This window comes from Streptomyces sp. NPDC051555, assembly GCF_044454405.1.
In the GTDB taxonomy this organism is placed as follows: domain Bacteria; phylum Actinomycetota; class Actinomycetes; order Streptomycetales; family Streptomycetaceae; genus Streptomyces.
In genome coordinates this window covers 40,323-62,390 of record NZ_JBITDP010000004.1, presented here as the reverse complement: position 1 = coordinate 62,390, position 22,068 = coordinate 40,323, and the positions used below count along the sequence as shown (strand labels likewise).

The window sequence follows — 22,068 nt, the reverse complement described above, 5'->3', positions numbered from 1 at the left end:
AGGACATGGCCAAGCACCGCCGACCGGGACCACCCAACCAGCCGTCCCGCGCCGTCCCGCCCATCGACACCGCCGACCCGCTCGCCGCGTACAACAAGCGGCGCCGCCCGCCGATGGACATCTACCGGCGCCACCGGCCCGTCAACGGCGGCGCCGGCCACCTCCGCCCCGACGAGCCTCGCGTCCTGGAGGCATGGGACGGCTTCGCGTACCAAGTGATCGGTACCGCCCCCGACCTCGCGGTGGCCCAGGCCTGGGTGAACGAACTCCCGATCGGCGACGACCCCGCCGCGCGGTGATCCTTGGTAAAGGTAAGGAACGCGCTCCGACAGCACGGCACGAGAATCCCCCGGCCGATGGACTTCCCCGGCCGGGGGATCCTCGTACGGCTGGCCCGCAGGCGTGCCGCGGTCAGGCGGCCAGCTCCGCGAGGACCGAGTCGCGGTGCGCCAGGTTGGCGCGGGTGCCCGTGAACAGGCTCTCGATCGGGAGCCAGCGCAGGGTCACCGGGCCCGCCGGGGCGCCGTCGTAGCCGATCGCGGCCGCCGCCGTGTGGCGGGGGCCCGCCGGTACGTCGACCACCGACCAGCCCTTCGGGTGTCGGTCGGTCTCCCACCCCAGGTAGTCCAGGGACAGGTCCCGGCCGAGGCCGGTGCCCAACCCCTTGAGGTAGGCCTCCTTGCGGGTCCACAGCCGCCCGAAGGCAGAGGTGCCCGCGCATTCGGGGACCTCCGCCAGCTCGGCGCGCTCGTCCGCGTGCAACGCGGCGGTGCACACCCGGGCCGTCTCGGCCGTCGGCACCTTCTCGACATCGACGCCGATGGGTACGGAGGCCACCCCGATCAGCACGATCCCGCTGCTGTGCGACAGCGAGAAGTGCAGGTCGGAGGCGGGTTGCAGGAGGATCGGCCGCCCGTGCTGCTTGTCGCAGCACGGGCAGGGACCGCGGCCGAACTCCAGCGACCCGGCCGGTTCCCCCACGTACGTGGCGAGTACCCGGCGCAGCGCGATGTGCGCCGCCGCGTACAGGTAGCCGCCGGACTGGCGGCGACAGGCGCGGGCCCGCTGGAGTTCGTTCTCGTCCAGTTCGGTCATCTCCAGCACGCCGGTGATGTCGTCCGGCTTCGGCTGCCGCAGCAACCAGACATCAGCGCCGGCCGGCGGCGCCAGCTTCGCGGTCATCCGCCGGACCCGAGCAGCGCGACGACCATGGCCGCCAGCGCGTGCGTGTCCTTGGCCATGAGCAGCTCCGTCAGTTCGGGTGCGACGCCGAGCGAGGACTTCAGCCGGTACTGGAGCTCCAGCCCCAGCATCGAGCCGATGCCCACGCTGACCAGCGTCCGCTCGGTGTCCAGCGCGGCCGGGGTGACGCCCACGGAACGGGCGACCTCCCGGCGCACGTAGTCGGTGACCAGTTCCATCCGCTCTGCCGCCGTCGCCGACGCGAGCGTGGCCGCCGAGGGTGCGGTCACGTCCACGGAGACAGGGCCGTCGGAGACAGGGGCGCCCGGGACTTCGGCCGGTACGTCCCAGTCGGGTTCGGTATTGAGCCAGTCGAGAACCGCTTGGTTCGCCGTCACAGCTCCTCCTTCGAGTCGTGGTGCGGGGTGGGGTGGTGCAGGGACATCTGGGTGGGACATCTAGGGGTGGGACATCAGGGAGCGCACCCGCGCGGGGTGCAGCGGGAGGGCGCCGACGTCGCCGGGCAGTCCCAGGGCGTCCCGTACGGCGCCCGCGACGACGGCCCCGCTGCCCGCGGTGCCCCCCTCGCCGGCTCCGCGCAGGCCCAGTGGGTTGCCCGGGGCCGGGGCGTCCTCGTAGATCTCCACCTGGATCTCGGGGAGATCGGCGGCGCGCGGCCACAGGTAGTCGTCCAGGGTCAGGGACAGCGGGCGGCCGCGCGCGTCGTAGCGGAACTCCTCGGACAGCGCGCCGCCGATGCCCTGGACGGCGCCGCCGACGAGCTGGCCGCGCACCGCCTCGGGGTGCACCGCGCGCCCGATCTCGTAGGTCATCGCGTACCGCAGCAGCCGCACCGCGCCGGTGCCCGGGTCGACCTCGGCCTGCGCGAAGTGGGCGCCGTAGGGGTACGTCATCCCGTCCGCGGCGTACGTCGCCCGGCCGATCAGGCCGGCCTCCTCGCCGGTGCGGATCCACCGCGGGGTGAACGCCGCCGCGGCGAGCGCGGGCCAGCCGATCTCGGCCGGGGAGCTGGTCGAGCCGGTCGAGCCGAGGCCGCCGGGCACCGGGTGCACGGACTGCGGCGGGACGTCGAGGAGGCCCGCGGCCACCCGGACCGCCTTCTCGCGCACCGCCGCCGCCGCGCGGCGCACGGCCTCGCCGCCGACGACCGTGGAGCGGCTGCCGAAGGTGCCGCCGCCGTCGGGCAGGACGTCGGTGTCGGAGAGCACGACCCGCACCGCGGCCGGCGGCACGCCGAGTTCGTCGGCGGCGATCTGCGCCATCACGGTCTCGATGCCCTGCCCGACGTTGGCGCCGCCCATCGCGACCCGGACCGCGCCGGTCACGCCGATGTCGACGACCGCGCTGTCGTAGCCGAGCCCGGCCTTCTCCAGGATGACCGCGCAGCCGGTGCCGACGAGCCGTCCCGCGGCCCGGGCGGCCCGCGCCTCCTCGCGCCAGCGGGCGTAACCGACCGCGGCGAGCGCCTTGTCGAAGTGCTCCAGGTGGTCCTTGCCGTCGAGGACCAGGGGCGAGCCGAAGACCTGCATCGGCCGCCGGTGCGGGAGTTCGGCGCCGGTGAGGAGATTGCGCCGCCGCAACTCCACCGGATCGACGCCCAGTTGGGTGGCGGCCAGGTCGAGGGCGTGCTCGCGCACGAAGTTGTGCTGGAAGCGGCCCGGCGCCCGGTAGGTGCCGATCGGGGTCTTGTTGGTGGTGACGATGTGCACGCGCGAGCTGCACGCGGGGATCCGGTAGGCGCCCGAGATCATCGACGCGGTGAGCGCCGCGACGACCGCGCCGTGGGTGCGGACGTACGCGCCGTTGTCCAGCCAGGCCTCGTCGCGCAGTCCCAGCAGCAAACCGTCCGCGTCGAGGGCCAGCTCGATCCGGTGCTCCTGCTCGCGCGCGTGGTTGGCGGCGACCATGTGCTCGGCCCGGTCCTCGGACCACTTGACCGGGCGCCCGGTGCGCAGGCACAGGAAGGGCACGAGGAAGTCCTCGGGATAGAACTCGCCGCGGATGCCGAAGCTGCCGCCCGCGTCCGTCTCCCGCATGTGGATGCGGTGTTCGGGGACGCCGAGGAGGGAGGCCAGGACCCGCCGGTTGATGTGCGGGATCTTCGCCGCGCCCCGCACGACGATCCGCTCGTCCGGTCCGCCCGGGTCCTCCAGCTCGGCGAACAGGCCGCGCGGCTCCAGCGGGGTGCCGCTGTGCCGTCCGGTGCGCAGGTCGGCGCGGACCACGTGGGCGGCGGCGGCGAAGGCGGCGTCCACGTCCCCGTAGGTGAAGTCGACGGTGCCGACCCGGGCCGCGGGTGTCCCGGCCAGGGAGACGGGCCCGGGCCCGGCCGCCGCCGTACGGGCGTCCAGCGCCGGGGTCAGCTCCGCCAGGTCCAGGGCGACCAGCTCGGCGGCGTCCTCCGCGACGTAGGGGTCCTCGGCGAGGACGACGGCCACCGGCTCCCCCGCGTACCGGACGTACCCGGTGGCGAGCGGCGGTTGGAGGTAGGCGGTGAAGTCCATCCCGGGATGCGGCTGACGGACCGGTATCCGCAGGTCCGGGGGCAGGTCGGCGGCGGTGAGCACGGCCGCCACCCCGGGCAGGGCGGCGGCCCGCGCGGTGTCCACGCCGAGGATCCGGGCGTGCGCGAGGGGGGACCGTACGACGCGCAGCCACAGCTGGTCGGGGCGCGCCACCGCGTCGTGGAAGCGGCCGCGGCCGCGCAGCAGCCGGTCGTCCTCCGACCGGGGCACGGACCGGCCGACGGCGCCGGCGCCCACCACCCCGGTGCTCACGGTGTCTCCTCGGCGGCGGCCTCGGCGCGGGCCGCCCCCGCGGCGGCCGACACCGCGTCCACGATCGACTGGTAGCCGGTGCAGCGGCACAGGTTCGCCGAGACGCAGGCCCGCACCGCGCCGCGGTCCGGTTCGGGATCGCGGCGCAGCAGCGCGGTCGCGAGCATCAGGAAGCCGGGGGTGCAGAAGCCGCACTGGACGGCGAAGTGGTCGCGGAACGCGGTCTGGAGCGGGCCGAGTTCGCCGTCCGGTGCGGCGAGGGACTCGACGGTCTCCACGCAGCCGCCGTCGGCCTGCACGGCGAGCACCGCGCAGGACCGCACCGGCTCGTCGTCGAGCAGCACCGTGCAGGAACCGCACACCCCGGTCTCGCAGCCCACCTGGGTGCCGGTGAGCCGCAGGTCACGGCGCAGCACGTCGGCCAGGCTGCGTCGCGCCTCGACGTCCAGGGCGCGGCGCTCGCCGTTGACGGTCAGCGCCACGGGTACGGCGCGGGCGGCGGGGGTGAGGGGGGTCGGTGCGGAGACGGAGCCCGAGGCCGAGGGGGTCATACCGGCATCAGCTCCATTCTGTCGCGGCGCAGCGGGGCCAGTACGGCGGCCCGGGCGGCGGACTCGGCGAGCGCCCGGCGGGCCAGTACGGCGGCCAGGGTGCCCAGGTCACCGGTGGCCCCTGTGATCCGTACGGCCTTGGCGGCGGCCACCGCGAAGCTCTCCTGGCCGGGGCGGGCCCCGATCAGCAGGGCCTCGGCGGCCGGGATCCGCATGGGGCGCTCCAGCGGTCCCGCCAGGGCGAGGCGGGCGGAGCCGATCCGCCCGTCGGCGTCCAGGACCAGGGCCGCGGCGGCGGCCGCTTCCGGGATCCGGCCGGGCTGGACGGCGTACTCGACGAGGGCCGCGGCCGGCTCCGCGACCGGGAAGCGCACCTCGACCAGGATCTCCCCCGGCCGCAGGGCGGTGCGGTGGCGCCCCCGCAGGAAGGCGTCGGCGCCCACCACCCGCGTGCCGCCCGGCCCCAACAGGGTCAGTTCGGCGCTCAGCAGCACCGCGAGCAGGCACCACTCGGCGCCCGGGTCGGCGTGCGCGAGGCTGCCGCCGACGGTCCCGCGCACCCGCACCGGCACCTGTCCGATCAGCGCGGCCGCCTCGGGGAGCACCGGCAGCCGGCGGTTCAGCTCGGGGTCGGTGCTGCGCTCGACGGTGGCGTGCGGGGTGAGGGCGCCGATGCGGATGCCGCGCCGGCCGGTCTGGATGCCGGTGAGCGCGGGCACCCGGCCGAGGTCGACGATCAGGTCGGGCCGCAGCGCGCGCCGGTTCAGCAGCGGGACGAGCGACTGGCCGCCCGCGAGCACCCGGGCGTCGCGCCCGGCCTCGTGGGCCGCGGCCAGCGCCCACACGGCCTCCGCCGCGCTGGCGGGGCGGACGTAGTCGAACGGGGCGGGCCTCACGGCGCGTCCTGCGGGGGCACGCGCAGTTCGGTGTGGCCGTACTTGCGCATCAGGTCGGCGAGATCGAAGTGCGCCGACCGCTCGATGATCTTGTCCCCGCGGAACCGGTCGATGCCCAGCGCCGCGAAGGTGGCCTTGCGGCCGCTGGGCGGCAGCCCGCGGAAGGCGCCGACCTGGGTGGCGGTGCACTCCACCCGGGAGATGACGGTGTCCCCCTCGGCCCACTGCTCGACGACGGTGTCCACCATGTCGGGGAAGGAGGTCCGGAAGGCCCGCACCCAGGTGCGCACCCCCTCCGGGCCGTGCAGGCCGAACTGCGGCCAGCTGAAGTCCTCGTGGAAGAGGTCGTCGGCGAGGTCGAGCTCGCCGTGCGTGATGATCCGTTCGAAGAGCTGCGCGGCCTTGGCCTTGCGCTCCTCCACACTCAGGGCCGTCCCCGGCATGTCACACCTTCCCCAGAATCTTCGACGGGTCCTTGACGTGCGGGTCCTCGGTCGCGGCTCCGGCCCCGGTCTCGGCCCCGGTCTCGTCCTCCGGACGGGGCAGCGCCCGGCTCGCGGCGGCCGCGACCAGCACCAGGACCAGTCCGATCCCGGCGACCCAGCGCAGCGCGATCGCGTAGGCGCTGGGTCCCTCCCCGGAGCCGAGCACCGAGAAGAAGACGGAGCCGAGCAGGGCCACTCCGGCCGCGCTGGCGAACTGCTGGGCCGTGGTGAGCACCCCGGCGGCGGACCCGGCCTGGCCGGGCCCGACTCCGGTGAGCACCGCGCCGGTCAGGGCGGGCACGGCGAGGCCGTTGCCGAGGCCGATGAGGACCATCGGCAGCAGCAGCCGCAGGGCGCTGATCCGGTCGGCGGCCCAGGTGAGTTCGCCCAGCAGCACGACCAGTCCGGCGGCGGCGACCAGCGTGCCGCCCAGGACCGTACGGGCGGCCCGCGCGGGCGGGATCCGGCGCGCGGCCATGGAGGCCCCGGCGAAGGCGAGGCCGAGCGGGGCGAAGGAGAAGCCGGCGGCCAGCGGGCTCAGCCCGAGGCCGGACTGGAGCACCAGCGTCAGCGCGAACATGAAGCTGAAGAACGCTCCGAAGACCGCCCCGCTGACCACCAGACCGCGGTGGAAGGAGCGGATCCTGAAGAGCGAGAGGTCGAGCAGCGGCCGCCCGCCCCGGCGGGCCAGGGCCCGCTCCCACCCGAAGGTCCCCAGGAGCACGGGCACGGCGGCGGCCAGGCACAGCCAGGTCCACAGCGGCCAGCCCTCGGCCCCGCCGAGCATCATCGGTACGAGCGCCAGCGCGAGCCCGGCCGGGATCCCGATCGCCCCGACGGGGTCGAGCCCGCCCCGCGGACCGGCCCCGGCGGCCCGCTTCGGCACCAGCCGGCGGGCGAGCAGGAAGGTCAGCAGCCCGGCGGGCACGTTGACCAGGAAGATCGCGCGCCAGCCGATCCCGTCGGAGCCCGCCTGGAGCAGCATCCCGCCGAGCACCTGACCGGCGACCGCGCCGACGCCGACGGTGAAGCCGAACCAGGCCAGCGCGCGCGGTCGTTCGGCCGGGCTGAACACCCCGGTGATCAGCGCGAGCACCTGCGGCACCATGGCCGCGCCGGTCACGCCCTGGAGCAGGCGGGCCGTGACGAGCTGGCCGGGGCTCTGGGCGATCCCGCAGAGCAGCGAGGCGAGGGTGAAGGCGAGGGCCCCGCCGAGGAACATCACGCGGGAGCCGAAGAGGTCGCCGAGCCGGCCGCCGGTGATCAGACCGCTGGCGTAGGTGAAGGCGTAGCCGGCGACGATGAGTTCGAGGGCGACCGGTCCGGCGCCCAGCTCCCGCTGGAGGGTGGGGGCCGCGACGTTGACGACGTAGAGGTCGAACTGGGCCATGAAGAGCGCGGCCAGCACGACGGGCAGCATCAGCCAGCGCCGCGCGTAGGGGGCGGCTTCGATGGGCTGGGTGGGCTGGGGGGTCGAGGCGCTCACTTGGTCCCTCCCGCGGCCGCGGCGACCAGGGAGGCGGCGCTCTGTGCGCGTTCGCCCTCCAGCCGCCAGTCGATGGCCTCGTAGGCGCGGGCCGCCAGCTCGATCGCCTCGTCGGCGGAGCGCACGACGGGCAGCCCGAACAGCTCGACGATCTTCTCCAGCCGCTCCGGGCGGGTGCCCTCGACCACGTGGTAGTCGACGTCGAGGTCCTCCAGCGCCCGCAGCAGCATGTCGTCGCAGAACGCGCGGAAGTCGGGGTGCATCCGGCGGTGCCCGCCGGGCCCCACCGCCGCGGCGGTGGCCCGCAGGTGCACGAAGCCGTCGTAGGTCTCCTTCACGTGCTGGCGCATCGCGTGGCCGAGCTGGTCGACGGCCTCGGCGAAGAACCCCATGGCCGCGGTGGCCGGCGCGGTGGCGGCGGGAGCGGCGGGGTCCATCCCGAAGCGGACGCGGGCGGCCGCGTAGATCCACTCCTGGAGCGAGGAGCCGTCGGACACGAATCCGGCGCCCCGCGCCCCGAGCCGAGCTTCGTTCTGCACCCGGCCGACGTGCCGGCGCACGGCGAGCTGGATGTACTCGGCGGGCGTCACCTCGGCGAGCGCCTTGCCGGGCACGGCGTCGGGCAGTATCTCCCGGATGGGTCGGGCGGGGGCGAAGGCGAGACCGGTGTAGGAGGCGAGGGCGGTGGCCGTGGAGGTCTTCCCCGCGGAATAGGTACCGGACACGGACAGCCGCATCGGTGTCTCCTTTGGTGGTGTTCGGTTCGGTGGCCGGGGTGGGGCGCGGGGGTCCGGGTCGGCGGCGCCCCCGCGCCCGGGGGCCGGGGCGGCCGACCGGCCGAGGGGACCGGTCAGCCGCCCGCGGGGCCGCTCAGCTGGCCGAGGCCGCGGCCTCGGCCGGGAGTTCGTGCGCGAACGAGGCGCGCACGCCGACTCCGCCGAGGCCCGCCTCGATGTCCACGCTGCGCCACACCCCGCCGCGCAGCGGCAGCAGCCGCTTCGCCGTCAGCCGTGCCGAGGCGGTCTGCGCCTCGTCCCCGCGGGTCGGCAACGGCAGGGCCGTGTCCGCCGCGGTGAGCACGGTCTGCATCATCCACAGGGTGTTGCTCGCGGCCCGGTTCACCTGGTCCAGCTCGTACATGAGCACCTGGACCAGCTGGAGGTTGACCACGAAGGCGTCCACGAGCGAGACCGAGGGTTCGGTGGCCGCGTCGACGCCCAGCGCTCCGGGCCCGCCCGGGCCCTCGTTGGCACCGGGGACGAAGTGCACCCCGGCGGTGGCGCCCAGCTCCTCCATGTCGACCACCACGTCACGGATGACGTGGCGCCGGCGCTTGAAGCCGTCGCCGTAGAAGCGCCGCGCGCCCTCGCCGAGGCCCTCGTCCAGGCTGTGGAAGGCGGCCTCGCTCTCGGCCCGTACTCCCTCGTCGTGCTCGATCTCGCAGCGCACCCGCAGCTCGCCGACCGCGCCGTCGTGGACGGACAGCCGCCGCCCCGGGACCCCGGGGACGTCGTCGGTGCGCACCAGGCGCGAGGAGGCGGGGATCCGCAGCAGGTCCTCCTGCGGCGCTCCGCCGGCCCGCAGGACCACCTTGCGCAGCCGCATGGTGCTGCGGGCGTCGCCGGTCAGTCCGTAGGCGTGGACCAGGTGCAGCTCGGCGAGCTGCACGCCCAGGACCAGTGCGTCCACCGTGCTGAGGTGGGGGCGCAGGTCCGTGCCGTTCTTCTTGCGGGACCAGTCGGCCGGGTAACTGACGTCCACGGTGGCCCGGATGCCCGGCCGTTCGATGGTGACCGGGGTGGAGACGAGGTCGCGGACGAGGTACTCGGCCCGCTGGTAGCCGCGGGAGAAGAAGCGGCCCTCGGCGGGACCGAGGTAGTCGTCGACGGCCTTCAGGAACAGCTTCCGGGGAGTTTCTGTCTCGGTCGCGGCGGACACGTCACGCACCCGCCGTCGCACCGGCCGAGGCCGCACGCTCGAGGGCCGCCTCGTACGCGCCGACCAGCTCGCGCAGCGTCCGTATCTCCGTGATGGACAGGTCCGCGGCGAAGGGGTCGACGCCCAGCTCGGTCTCCAGCTGGATCAGCAGCTGGGCGAGCATCAGCGAGTTCACCCCGGACTTGAGCAGCTCGTCGTCCAGCGATACCTCTTCCTCCTCCGAGCTGAGGACCACGGACTGGATCTCGCGCTCGATGATCTGCTGGATGTTCTGCTCGTTCAGCATGTGATTCCTCCGTCGATGACCAATGACTGACCGGTGATGAAACGTGCTTGTGAAGAGGCGAGGTAGAGGACCGCGTCGGCGATCTCCTCCGCGCTGCCGAGCCGGCCCAGCGGAGTCCGGTGCTGGATCTTTTCCCGGTTCCGCTCGGTGACGTCCGAGGTCAGCTCGCTGTCGAAGAACCCGGGGGTCACGGTGTTGACCCTGATGCCCACGGGCCCCAGCTCCCGGGCGAGTGCCCGGCCGAACCCCTCCAGGCCCGCCTTGGCCGCCGCGTAGACGGCGACCCCGCGGTAGCCGCGGATGGCGTTGATGGACGAGATGTTCACGATGGATCCGCCGCCGCGCATCATCAGCCGGGCGCACGCCTGGGTGAGGTGCACGGGGGCGGTCAGGTTCGCCGCCAGCAGGTCGTCGACCCGCTGGGGGGCGAGGGTGAGGAACAGCTCCTGGTGGAGCACTCCCGCGTTGTTCACGAGGAGGTCGACCCGGCCGAAGCGGCCCTGGACCGCCTTGGTGAACTGCCGGATCTGCGCGGTCTCGTGGAGGTCCACCGACTGCCACAGGAAGGTCTCGGGCAGGGCCGCGGCCTTCTCCTCGGTGAACTCGTTGGGCTTGCGGCTGAAGGTGGCGACCCGCCAGCCCGCGGCGAGCAGCCGCTCCGTCAGCGCCCGGCCCAGGCCCCGGCTGCCGCCGCTGACGACGGCGACCCGCCCGTCCCCGGGCTCGTCGGTGGGCGGTGTGGGCTGCGTGCTCACACGGCGCTCCGGATCTTCTTGAACCGGTCGGAGTGCGTGTCCGCCGTGGTCACCTCGACCACCACCGGAACCTTGAAGGCCTCCAGGCGCTGGGCGCAGTACTCGCGGATGCGCCGGGCGGTCGCCCGCTCGTCCTCGACCGGTGCGATGAGGCGGACGATGGCCTTGACGACCTGTCCGGTGACGTGGCTCGGGCGGCCCGAGACGACGGCGTCGGCGACGTAGTCCAGCTCCAGCAGGACGTTCTCGACCTCGCTGGGGTAGACCTTCTCCCCCGCGACGTTGATGAGCTCGGACTTGCGGCCCAGGATCCGGACGTAGTCCCCGTCCGTCTCCACGGCGTCCTGGGTGTTGAAGAAGCCGTCGTCGTCGAAGGGCGCCGGCGCGTTGAGGTAGCCGAGCATCGCCATGTCGGAGCGGATCCACAGGATCCCGTCCTCGATGCGGTACGAGAACCCCTCGCCGCCCAGCTTGACCCACAGGCTGCCGTCGTCGCGGGACTTGGTGGGCATGATGCCCAGCTCGGACAGGCCGTAGGTCTGCTTGAGCCGGATCTGCGGCAGGGCCTGGCCCAGCCGGGTCAGGGTGCCTTCCGGCATGGGCTCGGTGCCGTAGCTGACCAGCTGGAGCGAGGACAGGTCGTGCCGCTCGTAGGCCCGGGAGATCAGCAACATGTTGAGGAACGTCGGGGTGGTGGGCAGGATCTGGATGGCATTGGACTCGATGGCCGCGCAGACCTTGTCCGGGGTCCGCTCGTCGATCGTGACGAGGGCGCCGCCCTGGCTGAGGGTGTGCAGCAGGGTGTTGATGCCGCCGATGTGGTCCAGGTTGAGGAACCCGAGGGTGCGCCGGGGGCGGGTCGGGGGGCCGTACTTGGACAGGACCTTGGAGAAGTCGAGGACGCTGGCCTTGCTGCGGCCGGTGGTGCCGGAGCTGAAGAGGACCAGTCCGGGGACGCCGTCCGTGCGGAGCTGGTCGTACAGCTCGTGCTCGGAGGAGCGGCCGGTGATCTCGATGCTGCGGCGCCACTGCTGGGAGTCGATCGTGATGACCGTCTCCACCTCGGCGACCTCGTGGAACTCGGCCCGCTTGGCGGGCGGCAGCGGGGTCATCGGGACGATGATCGCGCCGCGCTCGATCAGGGCGAGGAGGCCCGCACAGGCCTCGACGCTGCTGACGCCCTCCAGGGCCACGACCTGGCCGGCGTGGACGCCGCCCCGGTCGAGGAATCTCTCCCACTCGCCGGTCAGCCTGGCCAGCTGGGCGTAGCTGTAACTCACACCGTTGAAGACGATGGCATCGGCCTCACCGAAGCTCCGCATCCGGTCGAAGAACCATGACGTCATACGCTTTCCACCTCTTTCACCTCGTCGTGAGCGGCCGTGTGCCGGTCGCTGTGCCACTGCGGCAGGTCGAGCGCCGGGGGGACCGGCGCGGCGGGCAGCAGGGACCACCCGTGGATACGTGCGTGGGTGCGCAGCACCTTGTCGCCGCCGACGACCACCGCGGACCCGACGGCCCTGAGCATCGGCAGGTCGGACATGTGGTCCCCGTACGCGATGCACTCGGCCGGCGTGGTGCGGTGGCGGGCCGCGACGGCCCGGACCACCTCGGCCTTGGCCTCGGCGAGCATCGGGGGCCGGGTGAGCCGGCCCGTGTACCGGCCCCAGGCGATGTCGGGTTCGGTGCACCAGACCTCGTCGGCGCCGAGGTGCTCGGCGATCGGGTCGAGGACGGCGGGGAAGGAGCCGGAGACCAGGACGATCCGGGCGCCGTCGTCCTGGTGGCGCCGCAGGGCGGCGACGCCGTGTTCGTGGAAGAAGGTGCCGGAGCGCAGTTCGTCGCGGAACCAGTCCTCGGCGCGGAAGGAGACCTCGGCGGCGAAGGCGCCTTCGAGGTTGGCGAAGTAGGCGCGGTTGGTGACCGTACGGGGGCAGCCGACCTGGTTCATCGCCTTCAACTCGCGGCGGCGGCTGGTGTACTCGTGCGGCGGGTTGCCCAGCGCGGCGAGGTAGTGGCGCAGGAAGCGGAACATGCTCGGGGCGGTCGTGAGAGTGCCGTCCACGTCGAAGAATGCGGTGCGGTAGCCGTTCACTGCGTCTCTCCACTTCCGGCCGGGATGGTGCGGTGCGTGGGCTTCGGTAAGCGATCTCTCCGTGCGGTGGTGCGGGTGCGGGTGCGGTGGTGCGGGTGCGCGGTGGTGCGGTGGTGCGGTGGTGCGGTCCGTGCGGGCGACCCCCTCCCCCACGGGGGAAGTTGGGAGGAGGGAGCCGCGCGCGGGGCGCCGGACGCAGCGGGGGTGGATGCGTCAGACGCGCTCGGTGACGGGGGCCGCCACCGTGATCGGGTCCGCCGCGGTGACCTGTTCGGCCGGTGCGGCGGCTGCCTCGGCCACCTGGGTGGCGGAGGGCTTCTTGAGGCCGAGCGTGGCCAGGAAGGTCAGCGCGATGCCCGCGGCGGTGGCCCAGGTCGCGGCCAGGATCCCGTCGGTGAGCAGGGCCGGGTCGGTGGCCCCGTCGCCGCCCGCGGCGGAGGCCGCGATGGCGATGAGGACCGCGAGGCCGACGGCGCCGCCGATCTGCTGGCCGGTCTGGGCGACGCCCGAGCCGATGCCCTGGTCCTCGTCCGCGACGCCGGTGGTGGAGGCGGCGAACATGGCGGTGAAGATGACGCCCTGGCCGAGTGAGAGGACGACCAGCGGTGCGGCGATGACCGCGTACGAGCTGTCCTGGGTCAGCGTCAGGGCGAGGGCGACGGTACCCACCAGGCCGACCGTGAGGGCGATCAGCAGGGTCTTGCGGGCGCCGTAGGAGTTCATCAGCTTCCCGGCGGCCACGGTTCCGATCAGGACGCAGCCGGAGGGGAGCAGGAAGGCGAAGCCGGTGGCCCAGGCGCTGTAGCCCTGGACGACCTGCCAGTACTGGGTGAGGAAGTAGGCGTAGGCACCGAAGGTCGCCATGAAGAGGAAGGTGATCGTGGTGCCGACGGAGACGTTGCGGTTGGTGAAGAGCCGCAGCGGCATCATCGGGGCGCGGGTCTTCGACTCGATGGTGAGGAAGATGGCGAACATGACCACCGTGGCGATCAGGCTGCCGATGGTGGTGGCCGAACCCCAGCCCACCTCGGGGCCGTTGACCAGGGTGAAGACGAGCAGCGTGGAGGCCACGGTGCCGGTGACGGCGCCGGGGAGGTCGAAGCCGCTGGAGTTGGTCTTCGCCGTGGTGGGCAGGGCGCTGATGCCGTAGGCCATGGCCGCACCGGCGCACAGGACGTTGACCCACATGACGGCCTGCCAGCCGAAGGCGTCGGTCAGGATGCCGCCGAGGATGGCGCCGAGCACCATGCCGAAGCCGCCGGCGCCGCCCCAGACCGCGAGGGCCCGGTTGCGCTCGGTGCCCTCGGCGAAGAGCGTCGTGACCAGGGAGAGGGTGGCGGGTGCGAGGAACGCGCCGCCGAGGCCCTGGACCACGCGGGCCGCGACCAGCAGCCACGAGTCGGTGGCCAGGCCACCGGCGATCGAGGAGGCCGCGTAGAGGAAGAGGCCGAAGAGGAACATGTTCTTGCGACCGAAGAGGTCGGTGGCACGTCCGCCGAGCAGCAGGAAGCCGCCGAAGGCGACCGAGTAGGCCGAGATCACCCACTGCAGGTTCTGGGCGGAGAATCCGAGGTCGCTGCCGATGTCGGGCAGGGCCACGAACATGATGTTGTAGTCGATCGCGATGATCATCTGGGCGAAGGCCAGCAGGCCGAGAATCGCTCCGAGACGACGCGGCTTGGCCTGCACGCTGGTGGGCACGCCATTTCCTTCCGGTCGGACGGTCAAGGACGGGGGGATCAGTAACGGAAGGCGTACGCGAGCCGCTTGCCGAAGGACTTCTTCCGCATGGCTTCCATGTACGCGAGGTTGCTCTGGAGGTCCGAGATGTCGGCGGCCACGCGGCGCTCCGCCTCCTCGATGGCCTCCTTGATCGGGACGACGATCGGCAGCTCGAAGATCTCGACGATCTTCTCGATGCGCTGCGGGATCGGGCCGCCCACGACGCGGTACGGGATCTTGATCTCGTCCAGCGCGCCGATGAGCAGGTCGTCGGAGAGCCGACGGAACTCCTCGGAGACCGGGCGGTGGCCGTCGCGGTCCATGTCGAACTCGACGGGCAGGTGGACGTAGGCGTCGTAGGACCGCTTGGCGCGGTCCTTCTGTATGTCCCCGAGGGTGTCCGTGTACTTCTGGTAGAAGCCCTTCGAGACCACGCCCAGGGACTTCTTGATCGTCTGGAACCACCACGGCATGCCGGGGTTGATGCCGACCCGCATGCGGGCCTCGAAGTACACCCACTCGTGGAAGACGCCGCCGTCGGAGATGAACGCGCCGGTGCCGGCCTCGTTGACGAGGCGCTCCTCGTAGCGGCGCAGGCCCAGCTTGACCAGCTCCATGGCGTTGAGCTCCATCACCGTCTTGCCCGGGACGAGGTCGACCAGCAGCTCACGGGAGGTCTTGGCGTGCGTCCGGGGGATGCCGGTCGCGATGGAGAGGGCTTCCGTGGTGGTCGACTTGCCGGACGAGTAGGTGCCGGATATCGCCAGTTTGAGATCGGGCTTGTCGCCCCACTTGGGAACCTCGAGCTGCATTTTCGGTGACCTTTCTCTGGTGGCGCCTGGGGTGAGTGGAGCTGAGTGGAGCCGAGTGGAGCTACTTTCCGAAGGAGCGTGTCCGCTTTCGAGCGTGGGTGCGCATTTCGCGCGGTATTACTTCTGGACGGACGCGAGCGCCTTGTCGATGTCCACGACGGTCGGCAGGCCACTGATCTCGATGATCTGCTGGAGCCGCTCGGCGGGAGTTCCGGTGATCGTGTGGATCGGAATTCCGGTGTCCGCGAGGGCGGGCAGCAGGACCTCGTCCGACAACTTGCGGAAGATGTCGTTGATGGGACGGTTGTCCTCGTCCAGCGGGAATTCGATCGGCAGGTGGTAGAAGGCGTCGTACGCGGTCTTCGCGTGCCGCACCGCGAGCCTGCCGATGTGGTCGGCGACGTCCTCGTAGGCCGCGGTGACCTCGCCGCGGAAGCGGCTGTCGACCGACTGCTCGGTGCCCGGATTCGGGCCCAGGACCAGGCGGAGCTTGGCGAACACCCACTCGTGGATGATCGATCCGTCACTGATGAAGCCGGCCGGGTGGGCCGCTTCGTTGAGGGTGCGCTCGGCGTAGCGCTTCACGGTCAGCTGGAGCAGCTCACCCTCGGTCCAGTTCCAGATGTGCTTTCCCTCCCCACCGATGGGCTCCCGCATGGCGGTGCCCTGGGTGTAGGGAAGTCCGGTCACTTCGGAGAGGGCCTCGGAGAGGAGGGTCTTTCCAGATCCGTAGGCGCCGACAATGGCGATTCTCTGGCTCATGCAGAAATCATTTCAGCAGCCCGGGCTATTTCCCAGCCTCTCTTGCTGCTATGAGCACGACACCTGTTGCCAACACCAATAGGCGGGGCAGGGCGAAGAGCCGGCTGGCACACACAGAAAGCCCCGGCTCCATGAATTCTGAAGCCGGGACGGAAGATCTGCAAGTGCCGCGCCGTTTTTCAGGAAAATTCTGCCAAAGGTTCCCAGCAAGGGGTACCGGAATTGTCGCCGAGCCGCCCGAAGACCACATCGGAGAAGTGGTTGGCGAAGGCGATGGTGCCGGGGCGGGCCAGCTCGGCGAGCAGCTCGCGCCGGGAGTCGACCCCGCGCTCGGGCAGCGAGTCCATCGCCACCCGCCAGTCGGGGCGGGGGAACTGGGCGGGCGTGTGGAAGACGTCGCCGAAGGCGATCAGTCGGCGCTCGCCGGAGGAGAGCACGTAGGAGGTGTGTCCGCCGGTGTGTCCGGGGGTCAGCCGGGCGGTGACCCCGGGGAAGATCTCCTCGCCGTCCTCGACGGTCCGCACCCGGGGCGAACCGGCCGTGGGCTGGGCCCAGTTGGCCCATTCGGCGGCCGAAGCAGCGAAGGACGCGTTCACGAAGGGGGAGGCGAGGCCCTGGCCGGGGCGGAAGGCCCAGCCGAAGTGGTCGTCGTGGAGGTGGCTGAAGGCGATCAGTTCGACGGCGGCGGGGTCCACTCCGACGGCTTCGAGGGCCGCGGGGAGTTGCCCGCCGACGAGGGCGCCGAGCGCGGGGTGGGTGTGCGCGGCGGGGATGTCGTGGGGGCCGAAGCCCGCGTCCACGAGCATCGCGCGGTCGCCGTGCTGGATCAGGAGGGCGCCGATGGAGGCCGCCAAGAAGCCTTCGGGGTCCAGGAGTTCGGCGTTCTCGCCGGCCCAGTCCGCGTCCGTGGTGTCGGGGAGCCAGCGGCGGGGGTCGAGCTGCACGAACCCGTCGGGCAGCCAGGTGACGGTGTGCTCACCGAAGCGCAGGGTGCGCGGCGCGGTGGCCGGGGTGTTCCACCGGGTGGCGGTCGTCATGGCGGATCGGTCCTCTTCTCAGACGGTGGCGCCGCGCCCGCCCAGGGGGCGGGTCAGCGCGTCGGACCGCCCGGAGGCAGCCCATTGCTCGGTTAACTCGGCGGTTCCGTACTGCGGGCTGAGCAGGACCAGTTGGAGTCCGGCCCGACCGTTGACGCACAGCGAGACCTTGGTGAACTCCAGCTCGCCCAGGTCGGGGTGGCGCAGTCGCTGGGCCCCGTCGGCCCGGTCGGCGACCCGGTGGCGGGCCCAGAGGGCGGCGAACACCGGGCTGTGTTCGGTGAGTTCGCGCACCAGCGCGCCGAGTCGGGCATCGGCGAGCAGCTCGCCGCCCTGGGCGCGGAAGGCGGCGACGGCCGCGGCGGCCTCCTGGTCCCACTGGGGGAAGCGGTCGCGGGCGGCGGGGTCGAGGAAGAGCGTGCGCAGGTAGTTGGAGCGGTCGCCGCCGAGGCCGAGCAGTCGGGTCGCGGTGGCGTTGGCGGCGGTGACGTCCCAGCAGTGGTCCAGCACGTAGGCGGGGCTGGGGAGGAAGCCGTCGACGACCTGGAGCAGCAGCGGCAGGTCGTCGTCGGCACAGCGTCGGGGGCGACCGACGGCCGCGTAGCCGGCCAGCCGCATGGCGTAGAGGCGCTGGGCCTCGTCGAGCCGGAGCACCCGGGCGATGGCGCCGAGGATCTCCGGGGAGACGTTCTTGGCGCGGCCCTGTTCGATCCAGGCGTACCAGGAGGCCCCGATGCCGGCGAGCATCGCGACCTCCTCGCGACGCAGTCCTGGCACCCGGCGGGCCGCTCCGCCGGGGAGTCCGACCTGCTGGGGGGTGACCTCGGCCCGGCGCTCGGCGAGGAAGTGTCCCAGTTCGGCGAGTTTCGGGTCCACGAGCCGCGGTGCGTTACGAGTCATCGTGCATCTCCTCCTCACTCCCCGGTAAGCGTAGAGAACGCTCGCTCTTTTTTCTACACCATAGAGAGTACTCGCTTTGTTTTTCTGGGATGCTACGTAGGCAGGGCACGGCCGGGGGGCCGGAACGACGCCGGACACCGTCCACCAAGGGACCAGCCATGACGACACACCACGTACGTGCGGGTACGAAGCAGGAGAGGGCGGGCCGGACCCGCAACCTCCTCATCGAGGCGGCGGGGGACGAGTTCGCCCGAAGGGGTTACTCGGGCACCTCGCTCACCCGGATCAGCAGGTCGGCGATGGCCACCATCGGCGCCCTGACCTTCCACTTCCCGGCGAAGAACGACCTGGCCGAGGCGGTGTGCGAGCGGGGTCACGACCTGACCGCCGACGCCGTCGAGGAGGCCGCCGGGTCCACCGGTCCGGGCGGTTCGGCGCTGGAGGCGCTCACCGAGGTGACACAGACGCTCGCGCGTCTGCTGGAAAAACAACCCGTCGTCCGGGCCGCCGCGCGGCTCTCGCGCGAGCTGCCGGTGACGGCCGACTGGTACGACTCCTGGACCCCGGCCGTGCGTGCACTGCTGGACCGGGCCCACCGCGGCGGCGAGTTGGAGCGCGGGCCGGGCGCCGACCCCGAAATCGTCGGGGTGCTCGTCGCCTGCCTCGTCTCCAGTCTGGAGGTGTCCGCGCAGCGGCAGTACGAGTCGCCCGCGGGAAACGCGTGGAGCGTGCGGGGCCGGCTGGCCGAAGTGTGGGAGGTTCTGTGGTCAGGAATCTCCCGTACTTCCGTTTCCTCCGGGTCTGACAGCAGGGCCCCGGGGCCCTCGTCACCCGGCAAGGATCCCTCGGTGGCCTGAAAACACCCCTGGATGGACGGGTCCGGCACCGGCTCCGGCCGCTCGGGGCGGCCGGCTCCCGGGGATCGCGGGCCCGCTCAGACCTTGGCCGCGTCCTGCCCCTCGACGCGCGCGGCGCCCGTCAGGTCCAGACCGGAGATCACCGCGGGAGCCGCGATGGAGGGCAGCAGGTATCCCCACAGGGCGCTGATCCGCCCTATGAGGTTCTCCCGACCGGTGGTGATGTTCGACATCAACTGGGTTCCCGTGTAGGCCCCGACGAGCACCTCGGCGAAGTCGTCGACGTCCACGCCGGGCAGCAACTCCCCCCGCTGCCGGGCCGCTTCGAGCTGCCCGCGGAAGAGGTCGATCCACAGCCGGTACGGGGCCGCGTCCCGCATGCCGAACTCGCCCTGCTCCACCGCGAGCCGCACACCGGCCCGGAACAGCACATTGGTGCGCATCTGGTGGGCCACTTCGAGGTTGATGTAGATCAGCCGCTGCAGGCCGTCCTCACCCTCGGTGAAGGACAGGTCGGTGGCCTGCTCGGCCATCACCGCCTTCGCGATCTCCTCCTTGGAGGCGAAGTGGAAGTACATCGCGCCCATGGTGGTGTCCGCGGTGCGCACGATCTTGTTCATGCTGGCGCCGGAGAAACCGTGTTCGTCGAACACTTCGGCGGCAGCCCGGAGGATCTTCTCTCGGGTCCGGATGGCTCGGGCTTGCCTGGCCTGCGACACGATCACTCCACTTGCGCCTGGGTCGGATGGTGCGAGCACCCCTCGCAAAAAAACGAACGCCCTCTATGTTATGCCAGCGGGCCGGAGGGCTGGGGTGAGACCTCCCTCCGATGAACGCATCCTCCGGCAGCCAGTTCAAGCCACTCTCGACTTTCCACCCGTTCCCGCTCGACAAACAAAACGAGCACTCTCTAGTTTAATTCGTGCCGGCCACCCCGGACCTCGTCCGAAGGGCTCTCGGCCGGCCTGCTCCGGTACAGCCACGCACCTGCCCCGCTTCCGCGACGCATCTGCACCACGTCTGCTCCACACCGGTTCGCGCACGGCCATCTCTGGGGGATTCACATGGAGTTCGAGTACGCCCGCTACCAGTCCGGCGCCATCACGCAGCTCCCCTTCGGCGGGCCGGCCGAACCGCCGGCCACCGTCACCACCACGGTCCCCCGCGAGTACGTCCACAAGGCCGCCCTGGCGGAGGTCCTGCTGACCGGCTGGCACCGGGACGCCCAGGACTCCTTCACCATCACCGCCCAATGGCCGCGCGCCCACAGTTTCTACCGTTCCCAGAACGGCCTGCACGACCCGCTCCTCTTCGCCGAGACCGTGCGGCAGATCTTCCCGCTGCTCTCGCACGCCGCGTACACCGTCCCCTTCGGCCACCACCTGATCTGGGAGTACTTCCGCTACGCGATAGCCCCCGGCGCGGCCGCCCTGCAGGCCCGGCTGCGGCCCGCCGAGGTCACCCTCTACGTCAACTGCCACGACGTCGTCCAGCGCCGCGGCAAGCTCGGCGCCCTCTCCCTGCACGTGGAGGCCCGGCGCGACGGCGTCTGGCTCGGCAGCGCCCAGACCCGCTTCAGCAGCCACGCGCCCGCCATCTACCGCAGGCTGCGGGCCGAGTACGCCGATGTGGACACCGCCCTCGCCGCCGCCGTGCCGGTGCCGCTGCCCGTCTCGCCGAAGCTGGTGGGCCACGAGCTGCGGGAGAACGTCGTCCTGGCCGCCACCACCTCCCCGCACCGCTGGCAGCTGCGCGTGGACACCGACCACCCCGTGCTCTTCGACCACCCCGTCGACCACGTCCCCGGCGCGCTCATGCTGGAGGCCGCCCGCCAGGCCGCCCACGTCGTCGCCGGGCCCGCGCGGGCCATGGCCGCGGCGATGGACACCAAGTTCTCGCGCTTCGCCGAGCTCGACGCCCCGTGCTGGGTCGAAGCGGAACCGGAACAGGGCACCGGCCGGGTCCGGGTGGCCATCCACCAGGAGGGCCAGGAGCTGTTCACGGCTCGTGTCAGCACCACCCCGCTGCCCGCCCGGCGCCCCCTGCCGGGCCCCGCGGTGACCCACTCCCCCATCCACCCGGGCCTCCAGCCGACCATCCAGCCGGCGGTCTCCGCGTAACCGCGCGGGAGCGCGCCGCGGCCCTGCGGTGCCGTTGTCGGACCCCTCGGGTAGCGTCCCAAGTATCGGGATCTACTTGGGGGTTCGACGATCATGAGTGACCTCGCCACGCGGTCGGAGCTGGACTCGGCGATGGACCGCCACCGGACCGAGCTGACCGGGTACTGCTACCGGATGCTCGGCTCGGCCTTCGACGCCGAGGACGCGGTGCAGGACACGTACGTCCGTGCGTGGCGGAGCTACGAGAAGTTCGAGGGCCGCTCCTCGCTGCGGTCCTGGCTCTACCGCATCGCCACCAACGTCTGCCTGGACCTGCTGGCCGCGGGGAAGAAGCGGGCCCGCCCGATGGACCTCACGGCCCCGCAGCACCAGGCCTCCGCCGTCCTGAGCGAGCGGCCCGAGGTGACCTGGTTGGAGCCGGTGCCGGACGCGCGGGTGATCTCCCAGACCGCCGACCCGGCCGAGCTGGCCCTGGCCAAGGAGTCGGTCCGGCTCGCCTTCGTCGCGGCCCTGCAGCACCTGCCGGCCAAGCAGCGGGCGGTGCTGATCCTGCGCGAGGTGCTGGCCTGGAAGGCGGACGAGGTCGCCACCCTGCTGGAGACCAGCGTGGCCTCCGTCAACAGCGCCCTCCAGCGCGCGCGGGCCACCCTGGCCGCCGGTCGGATCCGCCCGAGCGAAGCGGCGGACCCGCTCGACGCCGACCAGGCGAAGCTGCTGGAGCAGTACCTCGCCGCCTTCGAGGCCTACGACATCTCGCGGCTGACCACCCTGCTGCACGAGGACGCCGTCCTGTCGATGCCGCCGTTCGACCTGTGGCTCCAGGGCCCCGAGGACATCGCCGCCTGGCACCTGAACCAGGGCATCGGCTGCCGCGGCTCGCGCCTGCTCCCCACCACGGCCAACGGCATGCCCGCCTTCGGCCAGTACCGGCCGGCTGCGGACGGCCGGGGACACGCTCCCTGGGCCCTACAGGTCCTGGAGGTCTCCCGGGGCCGGATCGTCGGCCTCAACGCCTTCTTGGACACCGCGCGCTGGTTCCCCCTCTTCGGGCTCCCCGAGCACCTCGACTGACCCCGCCAGTCCGGTCAGCCGGAGCAGGGCCAGGAGCCCCGCTCCGGCCCCCGTGACGGTCAGCGCGGCCCCGCCCCGGCGCGCGGCCAGGGCGAGCCGTGCCAGGGCCTCCACGGCCGCCAGGCCGGGCTCGGTGACGGCGCTGACGTCCCACACCACCCCCGCCCCGCCGGCGAGCCGCGCGAGGGCCTCCTCGGCCTCCGCCACCGTCATCCCGGGCCCGGGCACCACGAACCGTTTCGTCTCCACGCCTCAATGACCCCCGCCCCCGCCGGAACTCATCGGCGGGGGCGGGGATCGGGGTCGCTCAGGGGC

24 protein-coding genes are annotated in these 22,068 nt (G+C 72.4%); 4 read left to right on the top strand and 20 right to left on the bottom strand.

The features are described 5' to 3' along the window. Positions 1 to 5 precede the first annotated feature (5 nt). Positions 6 to 299, top strand: coding sequence for a DUF6087 family protein (locus tag ACIBEA_RS11355; RefSeq protein ID WP_399259599.1), 294 nt, complete (start codon positions 6 to 8; stop codon positions 297 to 299). A gap of 112 nt (positions 300 to 411) precedes the next feature. Here the strand turns inward: ACIBEA_RS11355 and ACIBEA_RS11350 are convergent, their stop codons facing one another. The 18 genes from ACIBEA_RS11350 to ACIBEA_RS11265 all read right to left on the bottom strand — a co-directional run bounded on the left by ACIBEA_RS11350 (position 412) and on the right by ACIBEA_RS11265 (position 17,705). After that, positions 412 to 1,182 carry a 4'-phosphopantetheinyl transferase family protein gene (locus ACIBEA_RS11350; RefSeq protein WP_399259598.1) on the bottom strand — a complete coding sequence of 257 codons (771 nt, stop codon included), beginning with the start codon at positions 1,180 to 1,182 and terminating at the stop codon, positions 412 to 414. Continuing rightward, on the bottom strand, positions 1,179 to 1,580 hold the full coding sequence (locus ACIBEA_RS11345) for an acyl carrier protein (protein ID WP_399259597.1): 402 nt from the start codon (positions 1,578 to 1,580) through the stop codon (positions 1,179 to 1,181). The genes ACIBEA_RS11350 and ACIBEA_RS11345 overlap by 4 nt, the downstream gene beginning before the upstream one ends. 60 nt (positions 1,581 to 1,640) lie before the next feature. Beyond that, on the bottom strand, positions 1,641 to 3,980 hold the full coding sequence (locus tag ACIBEA_RS11340) for a xanthine dehydrogenase family protein molybdopterin-binding subunit (protein ID WP_399259596.1): 2,340 nt from the start codon (positions 3,978 to 3,980) through the stop codon (positions 1,641 to 1,643). Continuing rightward, a complete protein-coding gene (locus ACIBEA_RS11335; protein WP_399259595.1) occupies positions 3,977 to 4,531 on the bottom strand; it encodes a (2Fe-2S)-binding protein in 555 nt (184 codons plus the stop codon). The genes ACIBEA_RS11340 and ACIBEA_RS11335 overlap by 4 nt, the downstream gene beginning before the upstream one ends. Next, the gene (locus ACIBEA_RS11330) at positions 4,528 to 5,427 is read right to left on the bottom strand and encodes an FAD binding domain-containing protein (protein ID WP_399259594.1); all 900 of its coding nucleotides are present in this window, start codon (positions 5,425 to 5,427) and stop codon (positions 4,528 to 4,530) included. The genes ACIBEA_RS11335 and ACIBEA_RS11330 overlap by 4 nt, the downstream gene beginning before the upstream one ends. After that, positions 5,424 to 5,870 carry an ester cyclase gene (locus tag ACIBEA_RS11325; protein ID WP_399259593.1) on the bottom strand — a complete coding sequence of 149 codons (447 nt, stop codon included), beginning with the start codon at positions 5,868 to 5,870 and terminating at the stop codon, positions 5,424 to 5,426. The genes ACIBEA_RS11330 and ACIBEA_RS11325 overlap by 4 nt, the downstream gene beginning before the upstream one ends. A gap of 1 nt (position 5,871) precedes the next feature. Beyond that, positions 5,872 to 7,398, bottom strand: a complete 1,527-nt coding sequence (locus ACIBEA_RS11320) for an MFS transporter (protein WP_399259592.1) — start codon at positions 7,396 to 7,398, stop codon at positions 5,872 to 5,874. After that, positions 7,395 to 8,135: an AAA family ATPase gene (locus ACIBEA_RS11315; protein WP_399259591.1), complete on the bottom strand. Its 741-nt coding sequence runs from the start codon at positions 8,133 to 8,135 to the stop codon at positions 7,395 to 7,397. The genes ACIBEA_RS11320 and ACIBEA_RS11315 overlap by 4 nt, the downstream gene beginning before the upstream one ends. 133 nt (positions 8,136 to 8,268) lie before the next feature. After that, positions 8,269 to 9,336, bottom strand: a complete 1,068-nt coding sequence (locus ACIBEA_RS11310) for an AvrD family protein (protein ID WP_399259590.1) — start codon at positions 9,334 to 9,336, stop codon at positions 8,269 to 8,271. 1 nt (position 9,337) lies between these two features. Next, a complete protein-coding gene (locus ACIBEA_RS11305; RefSeq protein WP_330332185.1) occupies positions 9,338 to 9,622 on the bottom strand; it encodes an acyl carrier protein in 285 nt (94 codons plus the stop codon). Beyond that, on the bottom strand, positions 9,616 to 10,377 hold the full coding sequence (locus ACIBEA_RS11300) for an SDR family NAD(P)-dependent oxidoreductase (protein WP_399259589.1): 762 nt from the start codon (positions 10,375 to 10,377) through the stop codon (positions 9,616 to 9,618). Before ACIBEA_RS11300 ends, ACIBEA_RS11305 begins: the two co-directional genes overlap by 7 nt. After that, positions 10,374 to 11,723, bottom strand: coding sequence for a long-chain fatty acid--CoA ligase (locus ACIBEA_RS11295; RefSeq protein ID WP_354379835.1), 1,350 nt, complete (start codon positions 11,721 to 11,723; stop codon positions 10,374 to 10,376). Before ACIBEA_RS11295 ends, ACIBEA_RS11300 begins: the two co-directional genes overlap by 4 nt. Then, on the bottom strand, positions 11,720 to 12,472 hold the full coding sequence (locus ACIBEA_RS11290; RefSeq protein WP_399259588.1) for an HAD family hydrolase: 753 nt from the start codon (positions 12,470 to 12,472) through the stop codon (positions 11,720 to 11,722). The genes ACIBEA_RS11295 and ACIBEA_RS11290 overlap by 4 nt, the downstream gene beginning before the upstream one ends. 213 nt (positions 12,473 to 12,685) lie before the next feature. Further along, positions 12,686 to 14,173 (bottom strand): MFS transporter, encoded by a 1,488-nt coding sequence (locus ACIBEA_RS11285; RefSeq protein ID WP_399259587.1) that lies wholly within the window; start codon positions 14,171 to 14,173, stop codon positions 12,686 to 12,688. A 38-nt stretch (positions 14,174 to 14,211) separates the two neighbouring features. Beyond that, the gene (locus ACIBEA_RS11280) at positions 14,212 to 15,006 is read right to left on the bottom strand and encodes an AAA family ATPase (protein WP_385775246.1); all 795 of its coding nucleotides are present in this window, start codon (positions 15,004 to 15,006) and stop codon (positions 14,212 to 14,214) included. Between the two features lie 117 nt (positions 15,007 to 15,123). After that, complete coding sequence (locus ACIBEA_RS11275; protein ID WP_399259586.1) at positions 15,124 to 15,768, bottom strand: AAA family ATPase; 645 nt, start codon at positions 15,766 to 15,768, stop codon at positions 15,124 to 15,126. Positions 15,769 to 15,947: 179 nt separating this feature from the next. Then, positions 15,948 to 16,805 (bottom strand): MBL fold metallo-hydrolase, encoded by an 858-nt coding sequence (locus tag ACIBEA_RS11270; RefSeq protein WP_399259585.1) that lies wholly within the window; start codon positions 16,803 to 16,805, stop codon positions 15,948 to 15,950. An 18-nt stretch (positions 16,806 to 16,823) separates the two neighbouring features. Next, the gene (locus ACIBEA_RS11265) at positions 16,824 to 17,705 is read right to left on the bottom strand and encodes a helix-turn-helix domain-containing protein (RefSeq protein ID WP_399259584.1); all 882 of its coding nucleotides are present in this window, start codon (positions 17,703 to 17,705) and stop codon (positions 16,824 to 16,826) included. A 158-nt stretch (positions 17,706 to 17,863) separates the two neighbouring features. Between ACIBEA_RS11265 and ACIBEA_RS11260 the strand changes: the two genes are divergently transcribed. Further along, entirely contained in the window at positions 17,864 to 18,562 is a 699-nt protein-coding gene (locus ACIBEA_RS11260) for a TetR family transcriptional regulator (RefSeq protein ID WP_399259583.1), read from the top strand. A gap of 77 nt (positions 18,563 to 18,639) precedes the next feature. Here ACIBEA_RS11260 and ACIBEA_RS11255 read toward each other — a convergent pair whose 3' ends face one another. Next, positions 18,640 to 19,281, bottom strand: a complete 642-nt coding sequence (locus ACIBEA_RS11255) for a ScbR family autoregulator-binding transcription factor (RefSeq protein ID WP_399259582.1) — start codon at positions 19,279 to 19,281, stop codon at positions 18,640 to 18,642. Positions 19,282 to 19,626: 345 nt separating this feature from the next. Between ACIBEA_RS11255 and ACIBEA_RS11250 the strand changes: the two genes are divergently transcribed. Both ACIBEA_RS11250 and ACIBEA_RS11245 read left to right on the top strand, forming a co-directional pair. Next, positions 19,627 to 20,682, top strand: coding sequence for a ScbA/BarX family gamma-butyrolactone biosynthesis protein (locus tag ACIBEA_RS11250; protein ID WP_399259581.1), 1,056 nt, complete (start codon positions 19,627 to 19,629; stop codon positions 20,680 to 20,682). Positions 20,683 to 20,775: 93 nt separating this feature from the next. Beyond that, positions 20,776 to 21,753 carry a sigma-70 family RNA polymerase sigma factor gene (locus tag ACIBEA_RS11245; RefSeq protein WP_399259580.1) on the top strand — a complete coding sequence of 326 codons (978 nt, stop codon included), beginning with the start codon at positions 20,776 to 20,778 and terminating at the stop codon, positions 21,751 to 21,753. Here ACIBEA_RS11245 and ACIBEA_RS11240 read toward each other — a convergent pair. Next, on the bottom strand, positions 21,649 to 22,002 hold the full coding sequence (locus tag ACIBEA_RS11240; protein ID WP_399259579.1) for an STAS domain-containing protein: 354 nt from the start codon (positions 22,000 to 22,002) through the stop codon (positions 21,649 to 21,651). The two genes, ACIBEA_RS11245 and ACIBEA_RS11240, sit on opposite strands and share 105 nt — an antisense overlap. Positions 22,003 to 22,068 lie beyond the last annotated feature (66 nt).

What these genes read in the sequence shown, in the direction of transcription:
- ACIBEA_RS11355 (WP_399259599.1), top strand. Translation starts at nt 6, where the DNA reads ATGGCCAAGCACCGCCGACCGGGACCACCCAACCAGCCGTCCCGCGCC.
- ACIBEA_RS11350 (WP_399259598.1), bottom strand. Translation starts at nt 1,182, where the DNA reads ATGACCGCGAAGCTGGCGCCGCCGGCCGGCGCTGATGTCTGGTTGCTG.
- ACIBEA_RS11335 (WP_399259595.1), bottom strand. Translation starts at nt 4,531, where the DNA reads ATGACCCCCTCGGCCTCGGGCTCCGTCTCCGCACCGACCCCCCTCACC.
- ACIBEA_RS11325 (WP_399259593.1), bottom strand. Translation starts at nt 5,870, where the DNA reads ATGCCGGGGACGGCCCTGAGTGTGGAGGAGCGCAAGGCCAAGGCCGCG.
- ACIBEA_RS11315 (WP_399259591.1), bottom strand. Translation starts at nt 8,135, where the DNA reads ATGCGGCTGTCCGTGTCCGGTACCTATTCCGCGGGGAAGACCTCCACG.
- ACIBEA_RS11305 (WP_330332185.1), bottom strand. Translation starts at nt 9,622, where the DNA reads ATGCTGAACGAGCAGAACATCCAGCAGATCATCGAGCGCGAGATCCAG.
- ACIBEA_RS11295 (WP_354379835.1), bottom strand. Translation starts at nt 11,723, where the DNA reads ATGACGTCATGGTTCTTCGACCGGATGCGGAGCTTCGGTGAGGCCGAT.
- ACIBEA_RS11280 (WP_385775246.1), bottom strand. Translation starts at nt 15,006, where the DNA reads ATGCAGCTCGAGGTTCCCAAGTGGGGCGACAAGCCCGATCTCAAACTG.
- ACIBEA_RS11275 (WP_399259586.1), bottom strand. Translation starts at nt 15,768, where the DNA reads ATGAGCCAGAGAATCGCCATTGTCGGCGCCTACGGATCTGGAAAGACC.
- ACIBEA_RS11270 (WP_399259585.1), bottom strand. Translation starts at nt 16,805, where the DNA reads ATGACGACCGCCACCCGGTGGAACACCCCGGCCACCGCGCCGCGCACC.
- ACIBEA_RS11265 (WP_399259584.1), bottom strand. Translation starts at nt 17,705, where the DNA reads ATGACTCGTAACGCACCGCGGCTCGTGGACCCGAAACTCGCCGAACTG.
- ACIBEA_RS11260 (WP_399259583.1), top strand. Translation starts at nt 17,864, where the DNA reads ATGACGACACACCACGTACGTGCGGGTACGAAGCAGGAGAGGGCGGGC.
- ACIBEA_RS11250 (WP_399259581.1), top strand. Translation starts at nt 19,627, where the DNA reads ATGGAGTTCGAGTACGCCCGCTACCAGTCCGGCGCCATCACGCAGCTC.
- ACIBEA_RS11245 (WP_399259580.1), top strand. Translation starts at nt 20,776, where the DNA reads ATGAGTGACCTCGCCACGCGGTCGGAGCTGGACTCGGCGATGGACCGC.